This is a genomic window from Streptosporangium sp. NBC_01469, from assembly GCF_036227305.1.
Taxonomy (GTDB): Bacteria; Actinomycetota; Actinomycetes; order Streptosporangiales; family Streptosporangiaceae; genus Streptosporangium.
The window spans coordinates 729883-749691 of the sequence record NZ_CP109465.1; the positions used below are offsets into that span (position 1 = coordinate 729883).

16 protein-coding genes are annotated in these 19809 nt (G+C 70.7%); 10 read left to right on the forward strand and 6 right to left on the reverse strand.

Annotation, left to right across the window (positions count from 1 at the left end; all coding sequences use genetic code 11):
• Positions 1-201 precede the first annotated feature (201 nt).
• Positions 202-1293: an alanine racemase gene (locus OG587_RS03335; RefSeq protein ID WP_329086706.1), complete on the reverse strand. Its 1092-nt coding sequence runs from the start codon at positions 1291-1293 to the stop codon at positions 202-204.
• 347 nt (positions 1294-1640) lie between these two features.
• Between OG587_RS03335 and OG587_RS03340 the strand changes: the two genes are divergently transcribed.
• Positions 1641-2057: a VOC family protein gene (locus tag OG587_RS03340; protein WP_329086708.1), complete on the forward strand. Its 417-nt coding sequence runs from the start codon at positions 1641-1643 to the stop codon at positions 2055-2057.
• 85 nt (positions 2058-2142) lie between these two features.
• On the opposite strand, the gene OG587_RS03345 is transcribed toward OG587_RS03340, so the two are convergent.
• The gene (locus tag OG587_RS03345; protein ID WP_329086711.1) at positions 2143-3804 is read right to left on the reverse strand and encodes an alpha-amylase family protein; all 1662 of its coding nucleotides are present in this window, start codon (positions 3802-3804) and stop codon (positions 2143-2145) included.
• Between the two features lie 117 nt (positions 3805-3921).
• Here OG587_RS03345 and OG587_RS03350 point away from each other — a divergent pair, with 117 nt between their 5' ends.
• The 3 genes from OG587_RS03350 (at position 3922) to OG587_RS03360 (ending at position 7419) form a co-directional block, all read left to right on the forward strand.
• The gene (locus OG587_RS03350) at positions 3922-4308 is read left to right on the forward strand and encodes a hypothetical protein (RefSeq protein ID WP_329086713.1); all 387 of its coding nucleotides are present in this window, start codon (positions 3922-3924) and stop codon (positions 4306-4308) included.
• Between the two features lie 126 nt (positions 4309-4434).
• Entirely contained in the window at positions 4435-6711 is a 2277-nt protein-coding gene (secD, locus tag OG587_RS03355; protein WP_329086715.1) for a protein translocase subunit SecD, read from the forward strand.
• A 351-nt stretch (positions 6712-7062) separates the two neighbouring features.
• The gene (locus tag OG587_RS03360) at positions 7063-7419 is read left to right on the forward strand and encodes a four-helix bundle copper-binding protein (RefSeq protein ID WP_329086717.1); all 357 of its coding nucleotides are present in this window, start codon (positions 7063-7065) and stop codon (positions 7417-7419) included.
• Positions 7420-7623: 204 nt separating this feature from the next.
• Here the strand turns inward: OG587_RS03360 and OG587_RS03365 are convergent, their stop codons facing one another.
• Positions 7624-8595, reverse strand: a complete 972-nt coding sequence (locus tag OG587_RS03365; protein WP_329086719.1) for a GlxA family transcriptional regulator — start codon at positions 8593-8595, stop codon at positions 7624-7626.
• A gap of 72 nt (positions 8596-8667) precedes the next feature.
• On the opposite strand from OG587_RS03365, the gene OG587_RS03370 reads away from it, so the two are divergent.
• The 3 genes from OG587_RS03370 (at position 8668) to OG587_RS47035 (ending at position 12686) form a co-directional block, all read left to right on the forward strand.
• The gene (locus tag OG587_RS03370; protein WP_329086721.1) at positions 8668-9873 is read left to right on the forward strand and encodes an MFS transporter; all 1206 of its coding nucleotides are present in this window, start codon (positions 8668-8670) and stop codon (positions 9871-9873) included.
• A gap of 222 nt (positions 9874-10095) precedes the next feature.
• A complete protein-coding gene (locus OG587_RS03375; protein ID WP_329086723.1) occupies positions 10096-10311 on the forward strand; it encodes an EF-hand domain-containing protein in 216 nt (71 codons plus the stop codon).
• 701 nt (positions 10312-11012) lie between these two features.
• A complete protein-coding gene (locus OG587_RS47035; protein WP_443075424.1) occupies positions 11013-12686 on the forward strand; it encodes a tRNA ligase subunit PheS family protein in 1674 nt (557 codons plus the stop codon).
• 27 nt (positions 12687-12713) lie between these two features.
• On the opposite strand, the gene OG587_RS03390 is transcribed toward OG587_RS47035, so the two are convergent.
• Entirely contained in the window at positions 12714-14039 is a 1326-nt protein-coding gene (locus OG587_RS03390) for a hypothetical protein (protein ID WP_329086726.1), read from the reverse strand.
• 484 nt (positions 14040-14523) lie between these two features.
• Between OG587_RS03390 and OG587_RS03395 the strand changes: the two genes are divergently transcribed.
• Complete coding sequence (locus OG587_RS03395) at positions 14524-15270, forward strand: sensor histidine kinase (RefSeq protein WP_329086727.1); 747 nt, start codon at positions 14524-14526, stop codon at positions 15268-15270.
• A gap of 275 nt (positions 15271-15545) precedes the next feature.
• On the opposite strand, the gene OG587_RS03400 is transcribed toward OG587_RS03395, so the two are convergent.
• Complete coding sequence (locus OG587_RS03400; protein WP_329086729.1) at positions 15546-17390, reverse strand: sensor histidine kinase; 1845 nt, start codon at positions 17388-17390, stop codon at positions 15546-15548.
• Positions 17391-17567: 177 nt separating this feature from the next.
• Between OG587_RS03400 and OG587_RS03405 the strand changes: the two genes are divergently transcribed.
• Positions 17568-18227: a response regulator transcription factor gene (locus tag OG587_RS03405; protein ID WP_329086731.1), complete on the forward strand. Its 660-nt coding sequence runs from the start codon at positions 17568-17570 to the stop codon at positions 18225-18227.
• 55 nt (positions 18228-18282) lie between these two features.
• On the opposite strand, the gene OG587_RS03410 is transcribed toward OG587_RS03405, so the two are convergent.
• Positions 18283-18684, reverse strand: a complete 402-nt coding sequence (locus OG587_RS03410; RefSeq protein ID WP_329086733.1) for a LytR/AlgR family response regulator transcription factor — start codon at positions 18682-18684, stop codon at positions 18283-18285.
• Positions 18685-19055: 371 nt separating this feature from the next.
• Here OG587_RS03410 and OG587_RS03415 point away from each other — a divergent pair, with 371 nt between their 5' ends.
• The gene (locus OG587_RS03415) at positions 19056-19688 is read left to right on the forward strand and encodes an IclR family transcriptional regulator (RefSeq protein ID WP_329086735.1); all 633 of its coding nucleotides are present in this window, start codon (positions 19056-19058) and stop codon (positions 19686-19688) included.
• Positions 19689-19809 lie beyond the last annotated feature (121 nt).

Genomic DNA, 19809 nt, shown 5'->3' on the forward strand with positions numbered 1-19809 from the left:
CGGTGAGCTTCTCCCTCTGGACGCTTGGGACACTGCCTGACACATGAAAACGACGATGCGCAGCATATGCGTACCGGAGGGAGTCCTCGTACCCGGGTCGGAGCCCGCCGGAGGCTTTCCCGGCTCGGCGCCTCTCTCCGGTTGCCCGGCTCGGGTCCTTCTCCGGCTCTGCGCCTTTCCCGGCTCGGCGTCCGCCGGCTCCTATCGGCTCAGGTAGTGGAAGCTCGGCTTCGGGTGCATCAGGAAGTCGTGGTGGGAGATGTTCCAGGCGTAGGCGCCCGCCATCGTGAACTCCACCAGGTCACCGGGCTTGAGGGCGACGGGGACCCGGCGGGCCAGGATGTCCTTGGGAGTGCAGAGCTGGCCGACGATCGTGATCGGCTCACCGGCCTCCGTCATGACCAGGGGCTGGTCGTGGCCCTTGGTGGCGGGGGTGCGGATGTGGTGGGTCCCGCCCGCCACCACCGCGAACAGCTCGCCGTGCACGCGCTTGACGTCGATGACGCGCGTCACGTATCTCCCGCAGTAGACGGTCAGCGAGCGTCCCGGTTCGATCCGGAGCGTCTCGCCGGGGCGACGGAGCGCGGCCAGGCCCCTGCCGTAGGCCGGCCAGTCGAACCGGTCGTCGGGGTCGGCGTAGGAGACGGCCATGCCGCCGCCGAGGTTGATCTCGGCCACCCCCAGCGTCCGCGCGTAGTCCAGGACGGCCGCCGCCAGCTCCAGCATCCGGCTCGCGTCGAGCCCGCTGGCCAGGTGGGCGTGGATCCCGCGCAGCCGTACGGCCCCCTGGGGCTCCAGCAGGGCGACGCATTCGGCGATCCCGGCGGGGTCCATCCCGAACGGCGTGGCACCGCCGCCCATCGCCAGCGAGGCCCCCTCGATCGGGATGTCCAGGTTGACCCGCAGCAGCACGTCCGCCGAGCGGCCGGACGCGAGCAGGCGGCGCAGCTCGCCGGGGCTCTCGACGTGCAGCCGGGTCACGTCGCCGAACAGCTCGGCGTCCGTCTTGCCCGGCCCGCCCAGCGCGACCGGCGTGTCCGGGAAGTGTTCCCGCACGTGCGCGAGCTCGCCTCCCGAGGCGACCTCGAAGCCGTCGACGTACGGGGCGAGCATCCGCATCAGCTTCGGGTCGGGGTTGGCCTTCACCGCGTAGTACAGCTCGACGTCTCCCAGCGCGGCGCGGATGGCCTTGACGTGGGCGTCGAGTTCGACCAGGTCGTAGACGTATGCGGGCAGCGGCCCGGCCAGGAACGACTCCGAGGTCTGCGGCTGCGCCGCGACTGTGGCTGTCACTGCGTTCTCTCCAATCGTGGCGGTACAGGACGTCAGGCGAGCGGGAACCGGGTCTCGACGATCAGGTGGCGCTCGGGTGTGACGACGGTCGTGACCTCGGCCACCTCCTCGTCCACGATCTGATCGGTGTGCTGAACATCCAACACGCTTCGTCCTGGCGGTTCATCGATACGGGGCCGTGTCGGGTGAAAGTCGAAGGCGCGGTGGGGTCCGGAGGAGGTACGACGCCGTTCATCGGTGCGAGGACGGGTGAGGCGGCCGGAGGACACCCCGAATGGCAGGGAATGCCGGAGGCGGGTGGTCGTGCTGTCGTGGTCGGGACATCCGCGATCGCCTTGGGAGCCGTCATGACCGTTCGAGAGTTGCGCCTGGTCGTCACCGCCGCCGACTACGACGAGGCGCTGCGCTTCTACCGCGACGTGCTCGGGCTGCCCGAGCGGGCCGCGTACTCCTCGCCCGACGGCCGGGTGACGATCCTGGAGGCGGGCCGGGCCACCCTGGAGATCGCCGACCCGTCGCAGGCGGAGTTCATCGACCGGGTCGAGGTGGGGCGGAGGGTGGCCGGGCACATCCGGGTGGCGTTCGAGGTGGACGACTCGGCGGCCGTCACCGCCGAACTGGCCGGGGCCGGGGCCACGGTGATCGCCGACCCCGTCCGGACCCCGTGGAACTCGCTCAACTCCCGCCTTGAGGGTCCGGCCGGGCTACAGCTCACGCTCTTCACCGAGCTGGGAGAGCCCGCCGATCCCCAGGACGCCCCTTAGTCCCGGTCGGCCCCAGCCCCTTGGCTCCGGCGGGCTTCCCTGCCTCGGCCGGGCCGTTCGGAGCCGGGGTGATCTCCGGGTCGGGTCACCCGCTCTTGGCCGAGGTCTCCTCCGGTGCCGCGTCGGGGACGGAGGCACGGAGCCAGCGGGTGCCGTACGGCTCCAGCGTGAACCTCACCCGGCCGTCGGAGGGCAGGTCGAGGGTGCCGTCCACCAGCAGGTCGACCAGCGTCTCGCAGTGGTCGAGCTTCTCGAGCACGAGATCCACCTTCGCCTCGCGGTCGGCGAAGTTGTGGACGGCGACCACGGTGCCGCCCTCGGCGTCGGCCCGGTGGGCCAGCACGGCCACGTCACCGGCGTCCAGGATCTCGTACGCGCCCCAGGCCAGCTCGGGCGACTCCCGGTAGCGCTCGACCAGGAGCATGATCCACCGAAGCAGCGAGTCGGGGTCGCGGCGCTGGTCTTCGACGTTGACGTTGCGCGGCCCGTACCTGCCGGCAGGTGAGGGGACATCGGTCTTCGGATCGGGCGAGAAGCCGCCCTTGGCCGACCACTGCATCGGGACCCGGACCGCCATCCGGCCCTCGGCCTTCAGGTTCTCGCCGAGGCCGATCTCCTCGCCGTAGAAGAGCACCGGCGTGCCCGGCAGGGAGAACAGCACGCTGTAGGCCAGCTTGAGCCGCCGCATGTCGCCGCCGAGCATCGGGGGGAGGCGGCGGCGCAGGCCCCGGTCGTACACCTGCATGTTCTTGTCGGGGCCGAAGGCGTCGAAGACCTCGTGCTTCTGCGCCTCGGTGAGCTTGTCCAGGGTCAGCTCGTCGTGGTTGCGGACGAACATCGCCCACTGGGAGTCGTCGGGCGGCTCCGGCCGGTCGCGCAGGGCCTCGGCGAGGGCTTCGGGGTTCTGCCGGGCCATCGACAGGTGGAAGCGCTGCATCGCGATGAAGTCGAAGCACATGGTGACCTCGTCGCCGTTCCCCGCGTCACCGAAGAACCTCATCAGGTCCGGGTACGGCAGGTTGACCTCGCCCAGCAGGATCGAGGTGCCGTCGCGGCGGTTCATGAAGGCGCGCAGGTCGGCGAGGAACTCGTGCGGGTCGCCGCCGATGCCCTCGATCAGGAACGGCACCGCGTCCACCCGGAAGCCGGACAGGCCGAGCTCCATCCAGAAGCCGAGGATGCGCGCGATCTCGTCGCGGACCTGCGGGTTCGCCGTGTTCAGGTCGGGCTGGAACCTGTAGAAGCTGTGGTAGTAGTACTGGCCGGTCTTCTTGTCCAGCTCCCAGAGGCTGTCCTCCTTGTCGGGGAAGACGATCGCCTTGGGGTCGACGGGGCCGGGCTCGTCCTGCCAGACGTACCAGTCGCGCTTGGGAGAGTCGCGGCTGGAGCGGGCCTCCTTGAACCAGGGGTGCTCGTCGGAGGTGTGGTTGACCACCAGGTCGGCGATCACCCGCATGCCCCGGTCCCTGGCGGTGCGCATGAACTCCACGAAGTCGCCGAGGGTGCCCAGGCGGGGGTCGACCGAGTAGAAGTCGCTGATGTCGTAGCCGTCGTCGCGGCTGGGGCTGGGAAAGAAGGGCATCAGCCAGATGCAGGTCACCCCGAGCCGGTCCAGGTGGTCGATCTGCTGGGTGAGGCCCCGGAAGTCACCGATGCCGTCACCGTTCCCGTCCTTGTAGGTCTCCACGTCCAGGCAGTAGACGACGGCGTTCTTCCACCACAGATCAGCTGTATAGGTGAGTCGCATGCGTCCGCACTACCCTCCCTTGGGGTGTTTATGAGATAACGCGGACATTGGCGCGGCGCCACCGAGATCACGAAGCCTCCGGCACGTTACGGTGGACGGGACGGCCAGGAGGAGACCATGCGACAGCTGAGGCGCGGCGCGCCCTTCGGCTGGCTGCTCGCCCTGCTGCTGCCGATGCTCGTCTCGGGAGGGCTGGGCGGGGGCGGCGCCGCCGTCCTCCTGCGGCACGCCACCGTCGCCCAGGCCTCCGGCGAGCACCAGCGGCTGTCTCGCCCGGTCTCCGACGGCGGGCACAGGAACGCCCTCGTCACCGGCCTCTCCGCCGCCGGGATCGGCCTGGGGGGCGGGGGCGGTCACCCGCTCGCGACCCCACCGGCGGACCTCCGGCGGCTCTCCCCCGCCACCGGCCGGACCTCGCGCCCGGCCCGCGACGACGACACCCGCTCGCTCGCGGCCCTGCTCGTCAGGCCGGGGCGCGCACCGCCCGCCTCCACAGCCGGCTGAACCACCCGAAGCCACTCCGGGCCTTCCGCCGTACCCGGAAACGCCCTTCCCGGCTTTGAGAGCCACCGTGAAGGCCCCTCCGGCATACCCAAGGACCAACCTTTCCCCCAGCCTGTGGAGGCTTCCATGTCGCGTGCCCCGGTGGTACGCGCGGTGGCGGCGCTCGCCGTCATCGCCACCTCGCTGTTCATCGCCCTGACCATGTCGCCGCGCCTCGGTCTCGACCTGCGCGGCGGCACCCAGCTCGTACTGGAGACCAGGGACTCACCGACCGTCAAGGCCGACGCCGCGGCCACCGACCGCACCCTTGAGGTACTCCGCCGCCGGGCCGACGGCCTGGGCGTGGCGGACGCGCCACTGTCCCGCTCGGGCGAGCGGCGCATCATCGTGGAACTACCGGGCGTGCAGGATCCGACCAAGGCCGCCGAGGTCATCGGCAAGACCGCGCAGCTCACCTTCCACCCCGTCCTCGGCGTCCCCGACCCGACGGCCGGGACCCAGCCGAAAAAGGGCGAGCAGATCCTGCCCGACGAGAGCGGAGCCCCGCTGCACGTCGGACCGGCCGCCCTCACCGGCGACGGCGTCAGCGGCGCCGCGGCGGGGATCGACGCCCAGCAGGGCAGCGGCTGGTTCGTCACCGTCGACTTCCGCGACGGGGGACGCGCGGAGTGGGCCAAGCTGACCGGCCAGGCCGCCTGCAACCAGGCGGGTGACCCCAAGCGCAGGGTCGCCATCGTGCTCGACTCCAAGGTGATCGTCTCACCCCAGGTGAACGAGGACGTGGCCTGCGACGTCGGCCTGTCCGGCGGCTCCACCCAGATCACCGGCACCTTCACCTCGGAGGAGGCCGCGAACCTGGCCCTGCTGATCAAGGGCGGCTCGCTGCCGGTACCCGTCGAGATCATCGAACAGCGGACCGTCGGCCCGACGCTCGGCGCCGCCGCGATCACGGCCAGCGCCCAGGCGGCGGTCATCGGCATCGCGCTCACCGCGCTGTTCATCGTCGTGACCTACCGGCTGGTGGGCCTCATCGCCGCCTTCGCCCTGGCCTGCTACGCGCTGATCTCGTACGCGGCGATGGTCGGGCTCGGCGCCACGCTCACCCTGCCAGGACTCGCGGGCTTCGTCCTGGCGATCGGCATGGCGGTCGACGCCAACGTGCTGGTCTTCGAACGGGCGCGGGAGGAGTACGCGGCGGAGCCGAAGTTCAGGGGCGCGCTGGAGAAGGGCTTCCGCAACGCGTGGAGCGCGGTGGCCGACTCCAACATCACCACGCTGCTCGCCGGGGGGCTGCTGTTCTTCCTGGCGTCCGGGCCGGTACGCGGTTTCGGCGTCACGCTGAGCATCGGCGTGATCGCCTCGCTGATCACCGCCATGGTCATCACGCGCGTCCTGGCCCAGTGGGCGGTGAGCCTCCAGGCCGTGTCCTCGCGGCCCAGGCTGACCGGCCTGTCCGACATCGGCCGCGTCCGCACCTGGCTGAACGCCCGCAAACCGGACCTGATGAGCCGCCGCGTGGTGTATTTCTGGGTCACCTGCGTGCTGGTGGCCGTCTCCGCGGCGGGGGTGGCGGTGCGGGGGCTCGACTTCGGCGTGGAGTTCACCGGGGGCAGGCTCGTGGAGTACTCCACGAGCACCCCGATGACCGCCGACGCCGCCCGCGAGCTCGTCAGCGGGGCGGGGTTCCCCAACGCGGTGGTGCAGTCCTCCGGCGAGGACATCTCCGTACGGACCGGTCAGATCAGTCCCGCCGACGTGGTGCGGATCGAGAGCGCGCTGGAGAGCGGGGGCGGGCAGGTCGTCAAGGAGCGCGACGAGCTCGTCGGGCCGAGCCTCGGGGACGAGCTGCGCCGCAACGCGCTGATCGCGCTGGGTGTCGCGCTCGCCGCGCAGCTCGCCTATCTCGCCTTCCGGTTCCGCTGGACGTTCGGGCTGGCGGCGGTGCTGGCCCTGGTCGCCGACGCGGCGATCGTGGTCGGCGCGTTCGCGTGGCTGGGCAAGCCGGTGGACGGGGTGTTCCTGGCCGCGATGCTCACCGTGATCGGCTACTCGGTCAACGACAAGGTCGTGGTCTTCGACCGGGTCCGCGAGCTGTGGGGAGCACGGCCGAAGACCTCGTTCGCCGAGGTGACGAACACCGCGATCCTGCAGACCGTTCCCCGTACGGTCAACACCGGCCTGGGTGCGCTGTTCATCCTGGCCGCGCTGGCGGTGCTCGGCGGCGACTCGCTGACCGACTTCGCGGTGGCGCTGCTGATCGGGATCGTCGTCGGCACGCTCTCCTCCGCGCTGGTCGCGGGGCCGCTCGCCATCGTGCTGGAGAAGCGCAGGCCCGGCGCCCCGCCACGGCCCAAGCGGAGGGGACCGGCGCCGGCCCGCGAGGGTTCGGGCGCGGTGGTCTGACCACGGTGAATCCGACGGCGGTGACCTGACAGCGGTGACCTGACGGCGGTGGCCCGGTGGAGACGGGCCGGTGGAGACGGGCCGACCACGACGGTGGCCTGGTGACACCCGGCCGACCACGGTGGCGGCCCGGTGGCGGCCGGGGGGGAGGCGGTCCGACCAGGGGAGTCGGACCGCCTCCCCCTTTTCCTACTAACCCTACAAATGATGGGTGAATTTATCCACAAAACTATTCCCATCTGTGGCTAAAGGCAGAACTTCTCGGCAGGCAGCGGCACTCGACAGGGGCACAACACTGTTGCGAGATCTTCGGCCGTTGAAGTAGAGCGGTCACGAAAACGGGGAGAAAGCATGAGCCAGGCGGTAAAGATGAGCCCTCAGATGCAGAAGTGCATCGACGCGTGCATGGAGAGCCACAGCCGTTGCGAGCAGACCATGACCTACTGCCTCATGCAGGGGGGCCGGCATGCCGACATGGCGATGATGGGTCCGCTCATGGACTGCGCCGACATGACCCGCATGTGCGCGGACATGATGATGCGCCAGTCGCCGATGGCGATGGAGATGGCCGCGATGTGCGCGAAGGTGGCGAGCAAGTGCGCCGAGGCATGCATGTCCATGGGCAGCGACGCGATGATGAAGGAGTGCGCCAACGCGTGCCGGGTGTGCGCCGAGGCGTGCCAGGCCATGGCCGGTGCGCGAGCCTGAACCGTCCGACCGGTCCTCGCCGGGCCGTCCACGTCGGCGGAGGGACGACGTGACGGAACGCGGGACGACGTGAAGGGACGCGAGGCCGGAGGGGCGCCGCCGATCGAATCGGCGGCGCCCCTGCCATGGCCGGGCCCGGGACGACCGGAAGCCGGAGAGGGTCCCGTCCATCGGTCGTGATCGCGGCGGAACCGCCCGGGATCTTCAGCGGAAGGAGCGGCGGTAGGCGGCCGGGGTGGTGCGCAGGGCGGTGTGGAAGCGGCGGCGGAGGTTGACCGCCGAGGAGAGGCCGACGCGGGTGGCGATGGTCTCGACGGGCAGGTCGGTCTCCTCCAGCAGGGCGCGGGTGGCGGCCAGGCGGCGTTCCAGCAGCCAGCGGGCGGGTGGGACACCGAGCTGGTCGGCGAACTGGCGGGTGAGGGTACGGGGGGAGACGCCCGAGTAGGCGGCCATGTCCTCGACCGTGGTCTGGTCGGGCAGGCGCGAGAGGAGCCATTCGAGCAGGGGGGCCAGGGAGTCCGGCATGGGGCCGGTGGTGGGGAGGGGAGGGTACTGGCGCTGGCAGCCCTCGCGGTGCGGACCGGCGGCGAGCTGGCGGCCGATGCGCATGGCGTGGGCCGCGCCGTACTCCTGGAGGACCTGGTGAAGGCAGAGGTCGAGGGTGGCGGCCGAGGCTCCGGCGGTGGCGACGTCGCCGTGATCGACGTAGATGACGGTGTCGTCGGGGATGACGCGGGGGTGGCGGGCGGCGAGTTCGCCGGAGAGTTCCCAGTGGACGGAGGCGCGGCGGCCGTCCAGGAGGCCCAGGGCGGCGGGGATGAAGATTCCGGCGCAGACGGCGACGATGCGGGCGCCTCGGGCATGGGCTTGGGAGACCGCGTGGAGTACGGCGGGCGAGGGGGTGAAGGTCCAGCCCGCGATGAGCACGGTGTCGGCGTCGTCGAGGGCTTCGAGGCCGCTGTCCACCTGGATGGGGACGCCGAGGGTGGTGGGCAGGGAGCCGGGGTGTTCGGCGCACTGGCTGAAGCTGTAGTGCTGGGGGATGTCGGGGCCGTGGTAGCCGAAGACGGCTGAGGCGGAGGTGACCGGGTAGAGCTCCTGGTTCGGGGCGACCAAGGCGACCACGCGATGCGGGCTGGAGGACGTCGAGGGCGTTTCCGGGCAATCCAGGGGCATGGCGCAAATGTACCCAATGATGTCATTTGGGACACCGGTGCTCTGATCTGGAAAAATCCAGAATTGGGGCTCATGTGGACGAGGAGTTTCACCCTCTACTTCGTGGCCCGCACGATCTCGCTGCTCGGTGACGCGATGATGCCCGTCGCCTCGGCGCTGGCGATCGGGAAAGTCTATGGGATCGCGGGCGTCGGCTACGTGCTCGCGCTCTGGACCGCGTCGGCCGTGCTGGTCATGTTGTTCGGCGGGGTGGTCGCCGACCGGATCGGCGCCCGGCGCTTGATGATCGGCGCGGACGTGGTCAGGGTCGTCACCCAGGGGGTCGTGGCCGTCGCCTTCCTGGACGGTGCTCCGCCGTACGCCCTGTTGCTGGTGACGGCGTGCTTGTCGGGCATGGCCGCCGGAGTGTTCGAACCGGGCGTCAACGGCATGGTCTCCCTGGTCGCCAGGGATCCGCAGCGGGCCAACGCGACGCTGAAGATCGCCGAGGCGGTCACCCATCTGATGGGTCCCGCACTGGCCGGAGTCCTCGTCGTCGTCGCCGGGCCGGTCTTCGTATACACGGTGGACGCCGCGACGTTCCTGGTCAGCGGGGCGTGCCTGCTGCTGGTCCGGGTCACCGTCCCCAGGCCGGAGCCCTCCGACGTGCTGAGCGACCTGCGAAGAGGCTGGGAGGAGTTCAAGGCCAGGAGCTGGATGTGGTCGGTCATCCTGGTCTGGGTGTTCTGGGGCGTTCTGGTGATCGGGCCGTACGTGCCGCTGTCGTCGCAGGTCATCGGGGCCGACTACGGCTGGGTGATGGCGGCGCTCGGCCTCGGCACCGTGCTGGGCGGGCTGGTGGCGATCAGGCTCAGGCCGCGCAGGCCACTGGCGGCCGGGGCGGTGGCGCTGAGCGGGTACGTGGCGGTGCCGCTGACGGTCGCGCTCGGGCTGCCGCTGCCGCTGCTGATGGCCGGGCACCTGCTCGGGGGGTGCGCGCTGGCGTTCTGGTCGGTGATGTGGTCGACCAGCGTGCAGACGCAGATCGCGCCGGACGTGGTGAACCGGGTCAACGCCTACCAGGTGGCCGGGTCGGTCGCGGGCATGGCGGTCGGGCAGGCGCTGGCCGGTCCGGTCACCACGCTGGTCGAACCGCGCGTCTTCATGCTGGGGTCGGCCCTGGTGACGGTCGGCGTGGTGGCGGCGCTGCTGTTGATCAAGCCGGTCAGGCGGCTGGGCCGGGAACCCCAGGAGACCGGAGGCCGGCCGATCCCGGTCCCGGCCGCCTTGTTGACGTAGTCGGCATCGCCTGCGGCTGGACGCGGGCGGCGAACGACGGCGGGTCATCCTCGGCCGCCCGCCGTGCCGGTGGCGACATTCGGGAGGACGAACGCCGTCGCGGACCCGCCGTACGGCGCCCCCCTGCACGCGTATCCCTATCCGATCAACCGGAGGATGCGCCTCGAATCCCGCTAGTGTGCTTGGCGTCTGATTTCCCTGCTGCCGAAGGCGGATGCAATCGTGGCGGACGACTACGCGACGACTTTTAAGATCGTTGATGTTGACGGTGACGGCCTCATCTCGGTCCCCGAGCTGACGAGGCTCATGGAGGTGCTCGGCCAGCCGATCACCCCGGAGGCGGCCGCGGCGGCCGTCGCCAGGATCGACCAGGACAGCGACGGCCTCATCTCCCTGGAGGAGTTCGCCGGCTACCTCGCCCAGACCCGGGCGGGCTGACCTTCGGGACCCGACCCGGGCACCCGAGAACCCGGACCGGCCTGACCTTCAGGCCCCGACCCGGACACCCGGACCGGTCCGACCTCCTCCGGATCCGATCCGGACGCCCCAGGCCCTGACCGGTCAACGAACCGGACCTGATCGAGGCACCCCGCCCACACCCGGGCCGGGCGCCCCGATCGGGTCCGGCCCCGCCGTCCCCGATCCCACCGGCCTCACCCCGGTCAGCCCCGCCCTCGCCGGTCCCACCCGGCCGCCCCCGGTCTCGCCGACCCCACCGGCCCTGTTGGATCCCGCCGGAAATCCCCGCCGGGAAAGCGGACGTACGGCGCCGATCCCCCACTCACGATCGGGCGGCCTCCCCGCCCCCCGGCTCCGCCACCGACCTGGCGGCATGTTGACTCGTCATTGACCGGGCAATAACTTTGGGTAGTCACATGAGCGCACAGCGTAGCGAAGGCTCGGAGTGACGTGTGAACGCCGATGTTCCCGAACGGGCGTCGCACACCGATCCCTTTCCAGAAGGTGATCTCGCGTCTCACGCGTGAGGTCGTCCGGTCGCCACGATCCGCGCTTCCGCTCGCTTCCCGTCACATCCCGGCCGGAAGGCGATCCGGCGGCTTTCGCCTGACCGCCTCGTGAGCAGCCCTCCTCGGGAGAACGCGGGAAGCACCCACAGAGGAAGAAGGCAGAAGCAGTTGATGAGGAGCGCATCCAGCGGCCGCGCCGGGAGCGCGCCGCATGACTCGCGTGGGGCCCGGCATCCGGTGACCGTCATGGCCGAGCAGATAACCGATGTCTTCCTCGACCTCGGCTACCGCGTCGCCGAGGGGCCCGAGGTCGAGGCCGAGTGGTTCGCCTTCGACGCCCTCAACATGGACGACCGCCACCCCTCCCGCGCCCCCGAACGCACCTTCTACGTCGAGGACCCCTCGGGTCCCGGCCGGAGATCGGGCCTCGTGCTGCGTACGCACACCTCACCGGTGCAGGTGAGGGCGATGCTCGGCACGCCCCCGCCCCTCCGGATGATCTGTACGGGCCGCGCCTTCCGTCCCGACGCGGCCGACGCCACCCACAGCCCGGTGTTCAACCAGGTCGAGGGCCTCGCCGTCGACCTGGGCCTCACCATGGTCGACCTGAAGAAGACCCTCGACCACTTCGCCACCTCCATGTTCGGCAGGGGCACGGCGACCCGGCTCCGCGCCCGGCGGTTCACCTACACCGATCCGTCGGCGGAGGTCGACGTGGAGTGCGCGGTCTGCCGTGACGTCTCGGAAGAGGATCCCCGGGAGGGCACCCCCGTGGAGGGCCCCGCAGAGGGCCCTGCGGATCCGTGCGGGACGTGCGGCGGCGAGGGCTGGATCGAGTGGGGCGGGTGCGGCATGGTCCATCCCCGGGTGCTGGCCGCCTGCGGCGTCGATCCGCACAAGTACGGCGCCTTCGCCTTCGGCATGGGCATCGAGCGCACGCTGATGCTCCGGCACGGGCTGAGGGACATGCGCGACGTCGTCGACGGCGACATCCGCTTCCCCCTCGGAATGGACGAGTTCGCCCCCGGCAGGCCACGGCCCAGGGCCTTTCCCCGGGCCACGGCCACGACGCGGGCCGTACCGGCCGCGCGGGCCGTACCCGACATGGAGACCATCCCGCTGGCGCGCGGCCACGGTGCCAGGAGTGTGCGGAGACGGGAGGCCGGTGGAGGGCTGTCCCGATCGCAGAGCCTGCGGCGGCGGATCGGGCACGCGCTGGCGGGAGCGGGATACGTCGAGACGCCGGGTTTCCCCTTCGTCTGCGACGCCGTGTGGGACGCCTTCGGCCTCGCGGCCGACGACCCGCGCCGCGCCACGCTGACGCTCACGAACCCGATCAGCCCGCGCGAGCCGTCGCTGCGCACCACGCTCCTCCCCGGGCTGCTGACCGCGCTGGGCCTCAACCTCACCCGGGGAAACCACGATCCGGCGCTCTTCGATCAGGGGGCGGTCTTCGCGCCCCGCCCGAGCGACGGCCTCCCGCCCCTCCCCCGGGCGGACCACCGCCCCACCGACGACCAGCTCGCCGCGTTGAACGCCACCATCCCGGTCCAGCCCCGCCACCTCGCCGCCGCCCTGACCGGCGAGTCGTCGTGGGCCCGCGCGGTCGACGCCGCGCGCACGGCGGCGCACATCATGGGGGCCGGACTGGTCACCCGGCCCACCGAGTACGCGCCCTGGCTGCCCGGCCGCTGCCTGGAGCTACTCGTCGGCGAGACCGTGCTGGGCCACGCGGGCGAGCTGCGCGCCGGTACGGTTCAGGCGCTGGGCCTGCCCTCGGGGACGAGCGCCATGGAGATCGACCTCACCGCGATGGAGCACCTCACCGACCTCGGGAGCAGGTGACTCCCGAGGTGGCTCGCCGGCGGGGTCTCAGGCGGTCGTGAGATAGATCTGGCCGAAGACCTCGGAGAGCTTCTTGATGTCGGTGGTCATGTCCGTCTCGGGGCCGGCCGGGTTGTAGACGGCGGCCAGGCGACGCTGGATCGGGTTGAGCTTCTTCAGCTGGTCCCAGGCGGTCAGCCGGGTCACGGTGCCCTGGGCGTTCTGGACGCTGGTCCACACGTTCACCTGCTGGGCGGCGCCGTCCTTGACGGGCACCGACAGCCGGGAGGCGACCTTGGTGTCGGTCACCTGGCCGACGAGCCCGGTCTCCTCCGCGGCGATCTGGGCCAGGACGTCCCACGACCGGGCGCGGACCTGGATCCACTGGTTGAGGTGGGCCTGCTCGGCGTTGATCTTCCAGGCGTCGTAGCCGCCGTACAGCAGGCCGCTGTCCAGGGAGAGCTGGTCGACGCGGCCCGCGATCAGGGGAGACTCGATCTTCTCGGGAGCGAGCAGCGGGTACCGCTTGCGCATCTCGGCCTTGCAGGTGTCGTTCGCGCCGCAGGCGAGCTCGGGCACCACGGTGTGGATGCCCAGCCGCTTGCCGGGCGCGACCTGGCGGAGGGCGTCGGAGGCCGCGGTGACGAACGCGGTGATCTCCTCGTCCGTCTTGAACGTGGTGTTGTAGCCCAGCTGGGAGGTGAACCGGATGCCCGCGACCTCGGGGCGCGCGGCCAGCGCGCCGATGCGCTTGACGGCGGCGGCGAAGGTCTCGGCGCCGGCCTTCCAGTCGTCGGCCAGCTCGGTGTCGACCCAGACCCTCAGCTGCACGGCCTTCGCCGCGGTGATCGCCTGACCGGCCGGAGTCTGCGCCGCGGCCGCGGCCGCCGCCGGGTCCGGGGCACCGGTGGGGGTCGGCGTCGGGACGGGAGTGCCGGTCTGCTCGGATCCGGCGACCGTGCCGTCGCCGCCCTCATCGTGCCCGTCGACCGAGCACGGCTGGCCCGCCTCGCACTCGGGCAGGCCACCGTCTCCGGCCCCCTCGGGGAAGGGCGAGTTCTCGTCGCCCTCGGAACCGCCACCGGGCGCCTCCGGGCAGACCGACCCGGCGGCCGAGCAGTCGATGAACTTGCCGTCGCTCGGGGTGGCCTCCTTGAGGTTGGCGTTGTCGTCGGCCCCCCAGAACAGCGCGACCCCGAGGGCCTCGTCGGGCTTGGCCAGCCACTCGCAGACGACGTAGGCCGGGGTGTCCGGCCCCAGCAGGTCGTTACAGCTGCGGGGGTCTTCCTGTGAGTATGCGGCCCCGGGTGTCAGAACACCGACGAGCGCGAGCGTGGCGCCCACGGCGAGAGCCCGGCGCAGTGTAAGTCGCATGTCCTGAACTCCCCGGAAAGCTGGGCAAAACGATCGATCCGCACTTTACCCAGATCACGATGGGCTCGACAGCCTTGGTCAAGAATCATCAGCATTCCGATACCTCCCGCCGAACCCGTACCGGTCGTCACGCTGGACACCTCGACCACGCCGGGTGGACGGATCCCGGCCGCGGGCGGCGGATGGTACTCGGGAGAGGGCGGCGGCGCATTACGGCTGGCGGGAATGCCGGGAGCCCGGCTGGCATGAAGGGGCAAACGGAGGCTGCCAGCGCAGACGGCGGGCGGCGTGGGCGGCATCATGAGGCGATGGGCAACCGTCCAGGGCTGGAAGGTTCCCCCCCGGCCGTCGAGCCGCAGGCGAGAGGCTCCATCGCCGTCAACGAAAGCGCACTCATCGACGCATACCGAAACGGACTTCCATGTCGCCGCGTGCCAAGGATCTGAGTAACGGGTTCCACGGCCTTCCGAGGTCAGACGAGATCATGCATCTCGCTCTGGCCACCGGCAACCTGCTGAACCGGCTGGAGAACGCCAGGAGCCGGATCGACAAGTCGCTGACCCAGCAGCGCCGATTCGTGTCCGACGCCTCACACGAGCTGTTCACGCCGATCGCCGGACTCAGAACGCTTCTGGAAGAGGCGCGGCTGCACCCCGAGGAGACAGATCTGGACGAGCTTCTGGAGGACGCGCTGGAGGGCGTCGACCGGCTCCAGACGATCGTCACCGACCTGCTGGTGCTGGCGAAGGTGGGGGCGAACACACCTGACGCGTTCGTCAACGTCGATCTGGGGGAAACGGTGCGCGCCGCGGTCTCGCGGCGCGGAAACGGTGTCCCCGTACGGCTGCGGCTCGCTCCCGGGGTGAGGGCGAACGTCGTCGACGCGGAGATCGCCCGCCTCCTCGCCAATCTCCTGGACAACGCCCAGCGCCACGCCAGGCACGCGGTGCTGGTCGAGGTGTGCCGGAACGGCCGGTACGGCGAGCTCGCCGTCGCCGACGACGGTGACGGCATCGCCGCCGCCGACCGAGAAAGGATCTTCGAACGGTTCACCCGGCTGGACACGGCCCGCTGCCGCAACCGGGGAGGCACCGGCCTCGGCCTCACGATCGCCCGTGACATCGCCGAAGCCCATCGGGGAACCATCAACGTGGAGGACTCCGCCATGGGCGGCGCGCGGTTCATCCTCCGCCTCCCGCTCGCCGGTCACCAGGTGTCCGAACACCCCTGACGCCGGAGCCTCTCGTCGGCGTACCCCTGGTGTGCGGGCCACTCACCGGCATGACCCTGACGTCGGCGTCTCTCCGGTAGGCATCTCTCCGGTACGGGGCCGCTCAACGACCGGCCGTCGCGGGCGAGCCGCGGTCACCCGTCCCCGCCCCGCCCCTCACCGCCCCGCCCCTCACCGCACCGATCGACGTCACCACGGAATCGGCACCGTCATGGGATCGGCACCATCACGGGACCGGCACCATCACGGGACCGGCACCATCGAGACCGGCACCGTCACGGGACCGGAACCGTCACGGAGAGCGACGTCCCCTCCGCCTCGGTGCTCACGACCGTCAGCTTGCCGCCGAGCGTCTCGACGCGGTCCTTGAGCCCGATGAGCCCCGACCCCTTGCCGTAGTCGGCTCCGCCGCCTCCGTCGTCGCGGATCGAGAGCCGGACGGCCGCTCCGGCCACGCTCAGGGTGACGCACACCACGGAGGCGTTCGCGTGCTTCACCACGTTGGCCAGCGCTTCCGCCGCCGTGTAGTAGATGGCCACCTCGACGCGTTCCGGCAGGCGCGGGACGGAGTCCAGGTCGAGGTCGACGGGAACGGCGGAGCGGCGTGCGAGCGTCTTCAGCGCGGGCACGAGCCCGCCCTTCGAGAGGATCGCCGGGTGGATGCCCCGGGAGAGCTCCTGCAGGTCGCTCATGACCCCGGTCAGCCCCTGGACCGCGTGGGACAGCTGCCCTCTGAGCTCGGTCATCGGCGGCGGCACGCCGGCCTCCGCGGCGCGCAGCTCGAGCCCGAGCGAGACCAGGCGCTGCTGGGCTCCGTCGTGCAGGTCGCGCTCGATGCGCCGGCGGGTCTCGTCGGACGCCGCGACGACCCGGGCGCGGGAGGCGGCGAGCTCGGCGCGGGCCTGGGCGTTCGAGATGGCGGTCGCGACCAGCTCGGTGAAGTCCATCATGCGCTCCTCCACGCCTTCGAACCTCGGTTCCCGGGCGCTGGAGAAGACCAGCATCACACCCCACAGGGACCCGTCGACGATGACGGGAGAGCCGACGGCGGAGGTGACCCCCATTTTCCTGGCCCATGTCGCGATCTTCCCGACGTTCTGGTCGTAGCTCGCCCTTCGCGTCGGACGCCCCGTCCTCAGCACGGTGGCCGAGACGCTCACCTCGTTGAGCGGCCACTGCGAGCCGATGGGCAGCACTTTCTCCACGCCGTCCCGGCAGCTCCACGAGCCCAGCACCGTCACGTGGCCGGGATCGTAACGGCTGATCGCCACGTGGTCCGCCCTCATGAGGGAGCCCATCTCGAAGGCGACCGCGTTGAACAGCTCCGTCGAGGAGATGCCCCGCGCCACGAGTGTCGCGACGCGCCGCAGCGCCGCCTGCTCCTGCGCGATCCGGCGGATCTCGTCACGGCTGGACGCCAGGACGATCTCGATGTTCTCGCGATCACGGGCCGCCCGCAGCAGCGCCTCCAGGGAGGGCACCATCCGCTCGCGCAGGCGCCTCCGTACCGCCTCGGGAACGCGGACGGGCAGGACCAGCGTGCCGATCCTGACGCCGTTCTCCATGAGCGGCAGCGCCTCTCCGTGCTCTTCCGCGGGGACCTCCCCAAGCCGGATCTCCAGGTTCGGCGCCCCCAGAGCCCGTGCCAGGAGACGGGAGGCCGGTCGCAGCGCCGCCTCCAGATCCTCCGTACGCAACAGGATGTGGGCCAGTTGCGCGATGAGATCCGCCTCTCGACGGCGTTTGTCCGCCTGGATGCCCAGTGAGCGCGCCAGTGCCGCGATCGAGCTGGTCACCAGCCCGACGAAGAGGAAGACCGGGAGCGGGGTCCAGAGCCAGCGCGTCCCGTACGAGAAGCTCCACACGGGCGGGAGGTTGAAGTAGTTGAAGGCGACCGCGCTGGCCGCCAGGGTCACCACCCCCAGCCCCAGCCCCCACTCGATCGAGATCAGCAGAACACCGAGCAGGTAGATCCCCTCCAGGAAATCACCCGATGTCACGCGCTCCAGCAAAATGGACAGCAGGGCTTCCGCCGCGATGCAGATGGCGCCGGAGATGATCCCCATCACGAGGGGCGGGCGCTTTGTACGCAGCAATAACGACAAAAGCCGTTCGCGCATAGAGACTAAGATACTCGCAGGTCAAAGGGGTGATTGACGGTTCTCGTCCGATCGTATTCCGGCCTGACGGCGTGTGGACGACTACCCGGAGCAGTCGAGATGTAATTCCTTTAACCCCGTATGACCATTCCTGTAACAAAAATCCGGCGGGGAATACGTGGCGAAGGGGCGAGAGCCGTGAGCGAGGAGCGGATACGGATAGCGCTGGCGGACGACGACGTGCTTTTCCGCGAGGGGGTGGCGAGCCTCATGTCGCGGTCGGGCTTCGAGGTCGTCGGCCAGGCCGGAGACGCGGTGGAGATCCTCACCCTCGTCCGGCTGCACCGGCCCGATCTCGTCATCCTCGACATCCGGATGCCCCCCGCCCACACCAACGAGGGTCTCGACGCGGCGCGGGTGATCCGCGAGGAGTTCCCGGAGACGGGGATTCTCCTGCTGTCGGCGCACATCGAGGTGGAGGAGGCGATGGAACTGCTCGCCACGGGGCACCGGGTCGGTTACCTGCTCAAGAGCCGGGTGACCGGTGTGGACGACTTCGTGGAGACGCTTGAGCGCGTCGTCCAGGGCGGCTCGGTCGTCGATCCGAGTCTCGTGCGAGAACTCATCAGGACCCACCGCAGGGACGATCCGCTGGAGCTTCTCACCGCGCGTGAGCAGGAGGTGCTGTCCCTGATGGCCGAGGGACGCTCCAACTCCGGCATAGCGCACAAACTCTGGATCACCGAGGGGACGGTCGAGAAGCACGTGCACAGCATCCTGTCCAGGATGCGGATATCGGGGACGGAGGACGACCATCGCCGCGTTCTCGCCGTACTGACCTTTCTCGACGCCCACTGAGAGACCCGCCCGGGGGCGTACAGGCCCCGATGGGGCCCGGAGAGCCGGCCCGGTGTCACGGGAGGCGCACGGGTCCGTCGAGATCCCCCTCCCCACCGGCTTTCCAGAGAATCTCACGGATGGCCGCCCCGGAAAGGGCTGATTTCGAGAGGAACGCGATGGCGGGACTGACCGCGATCATCTCCGCGAAGTCCTTTTCCGCGTACGTCGAGATCAGGATGACGCGCGGAGGGCGGAGTCGCACGGCCACGAGCCGCCGGGCCACCTCGAAACCGTTCTCCTCACCGAGATCGATGTCGACGAGCGCGACGTCCGGCCGGACGTCGTCGATCTGCCGGAGAGCGTCGCCACTCGCGGAGGCCGTGCCGACCACGGTGATCCCCTCCCCCTCGAGCAACGCGCGGGCGGCACTGCGGAAGTGATCATTGTCGTCGACGATGAGGCAACGTATGGCCACATGTCGAGGATCCCAGGAAAACGGCTCCGGGGCATTGCAGCTAGCGGGAAACCCGGGGGATTGTCCGCACCTGAGCAGCTACGGGGCTTCCGCTCCGCAGCTGAGCGACGGCGGGGTCCCCGGGCCGGGCCGGAGCAATGGCGAGCTTTCCGGACCGGAGCGGCAGCGACGGCAGCGACGATCGGAGCGTGGTTCCCGCCCAACGGATGTCCTGGACGGCAGGCGACGATCAGGGCACGGTTCTCACCGGCAGGCGTTCCGAACGGTTCTCACCGGCGGGCGTTCCGGACGACAGGCGAGTTCCCGTTCGACGGGCGTCGCGGATACCGGGCGATAATCGGGACATGCTTCCAGCCCAGCGGGCCTCCTAGATGCCGGCCGAATCCTCGCAGACCCTGGAGCGCGGCCTGCGGCTGCTGCGCCTGCTCGCCGACGGGCGGCGGGGCCGTACACCCACGGAGCTGGCGGCGGAGCTGGAGCTGAGCCGCCCGGCGGTGTACCGACTGCTCACCACCCTCCAGAGCGAGGGCTTCGTCCGCCGGGACGGTGACGGACGGGTCCACCTGGGCTTCGGGGTCCTCGTCCTGGCCCGTGCCGTGCAGCCGCTGCTGCGGGAGGGGGCCCTTCCGACCCTGCGCAGGCTGGCGGAGGAGGTCGGGGCGACCGCGCACCTGACGGTGGCCGAGGGCGACGACGGCCTGGCCGTGGCTGTGGTCGAACCCTCCTGGACTAACATGCACGTCGCCTACCGTGAGGGCTCCCGCCACCCGCTGGGCCGGGGCGCCGCGGGGCTGGCCATCCTCGCCCTGCGCGAGGGCCGCACCGGCTATCTGGTCTCCGAGGGCCAGCTCCAGGAGGGCGCCAGAGGCGTCGCCGCCCCCGTGCCCGGCATCCCCTGGCTGGAGGCGTCGGTGGGCGTGGTCGCCTTCACCCAGCTCGACCCGGGCACCGTGGGCCCCCGGGTCGCCGCCGCCGCCGCGGAGCTGTCCGGCTCGCTGACCTGACGGCCCTCTCATCGCGGAATCGACGAGGGACGGGCGATCACCCGCCACCTGCCGGCCGCCCTGCCCTCCGTCGGCTACCCGGCGGTCGCCGACGGCACCGACGTGATCCGCGAGCCCTGCC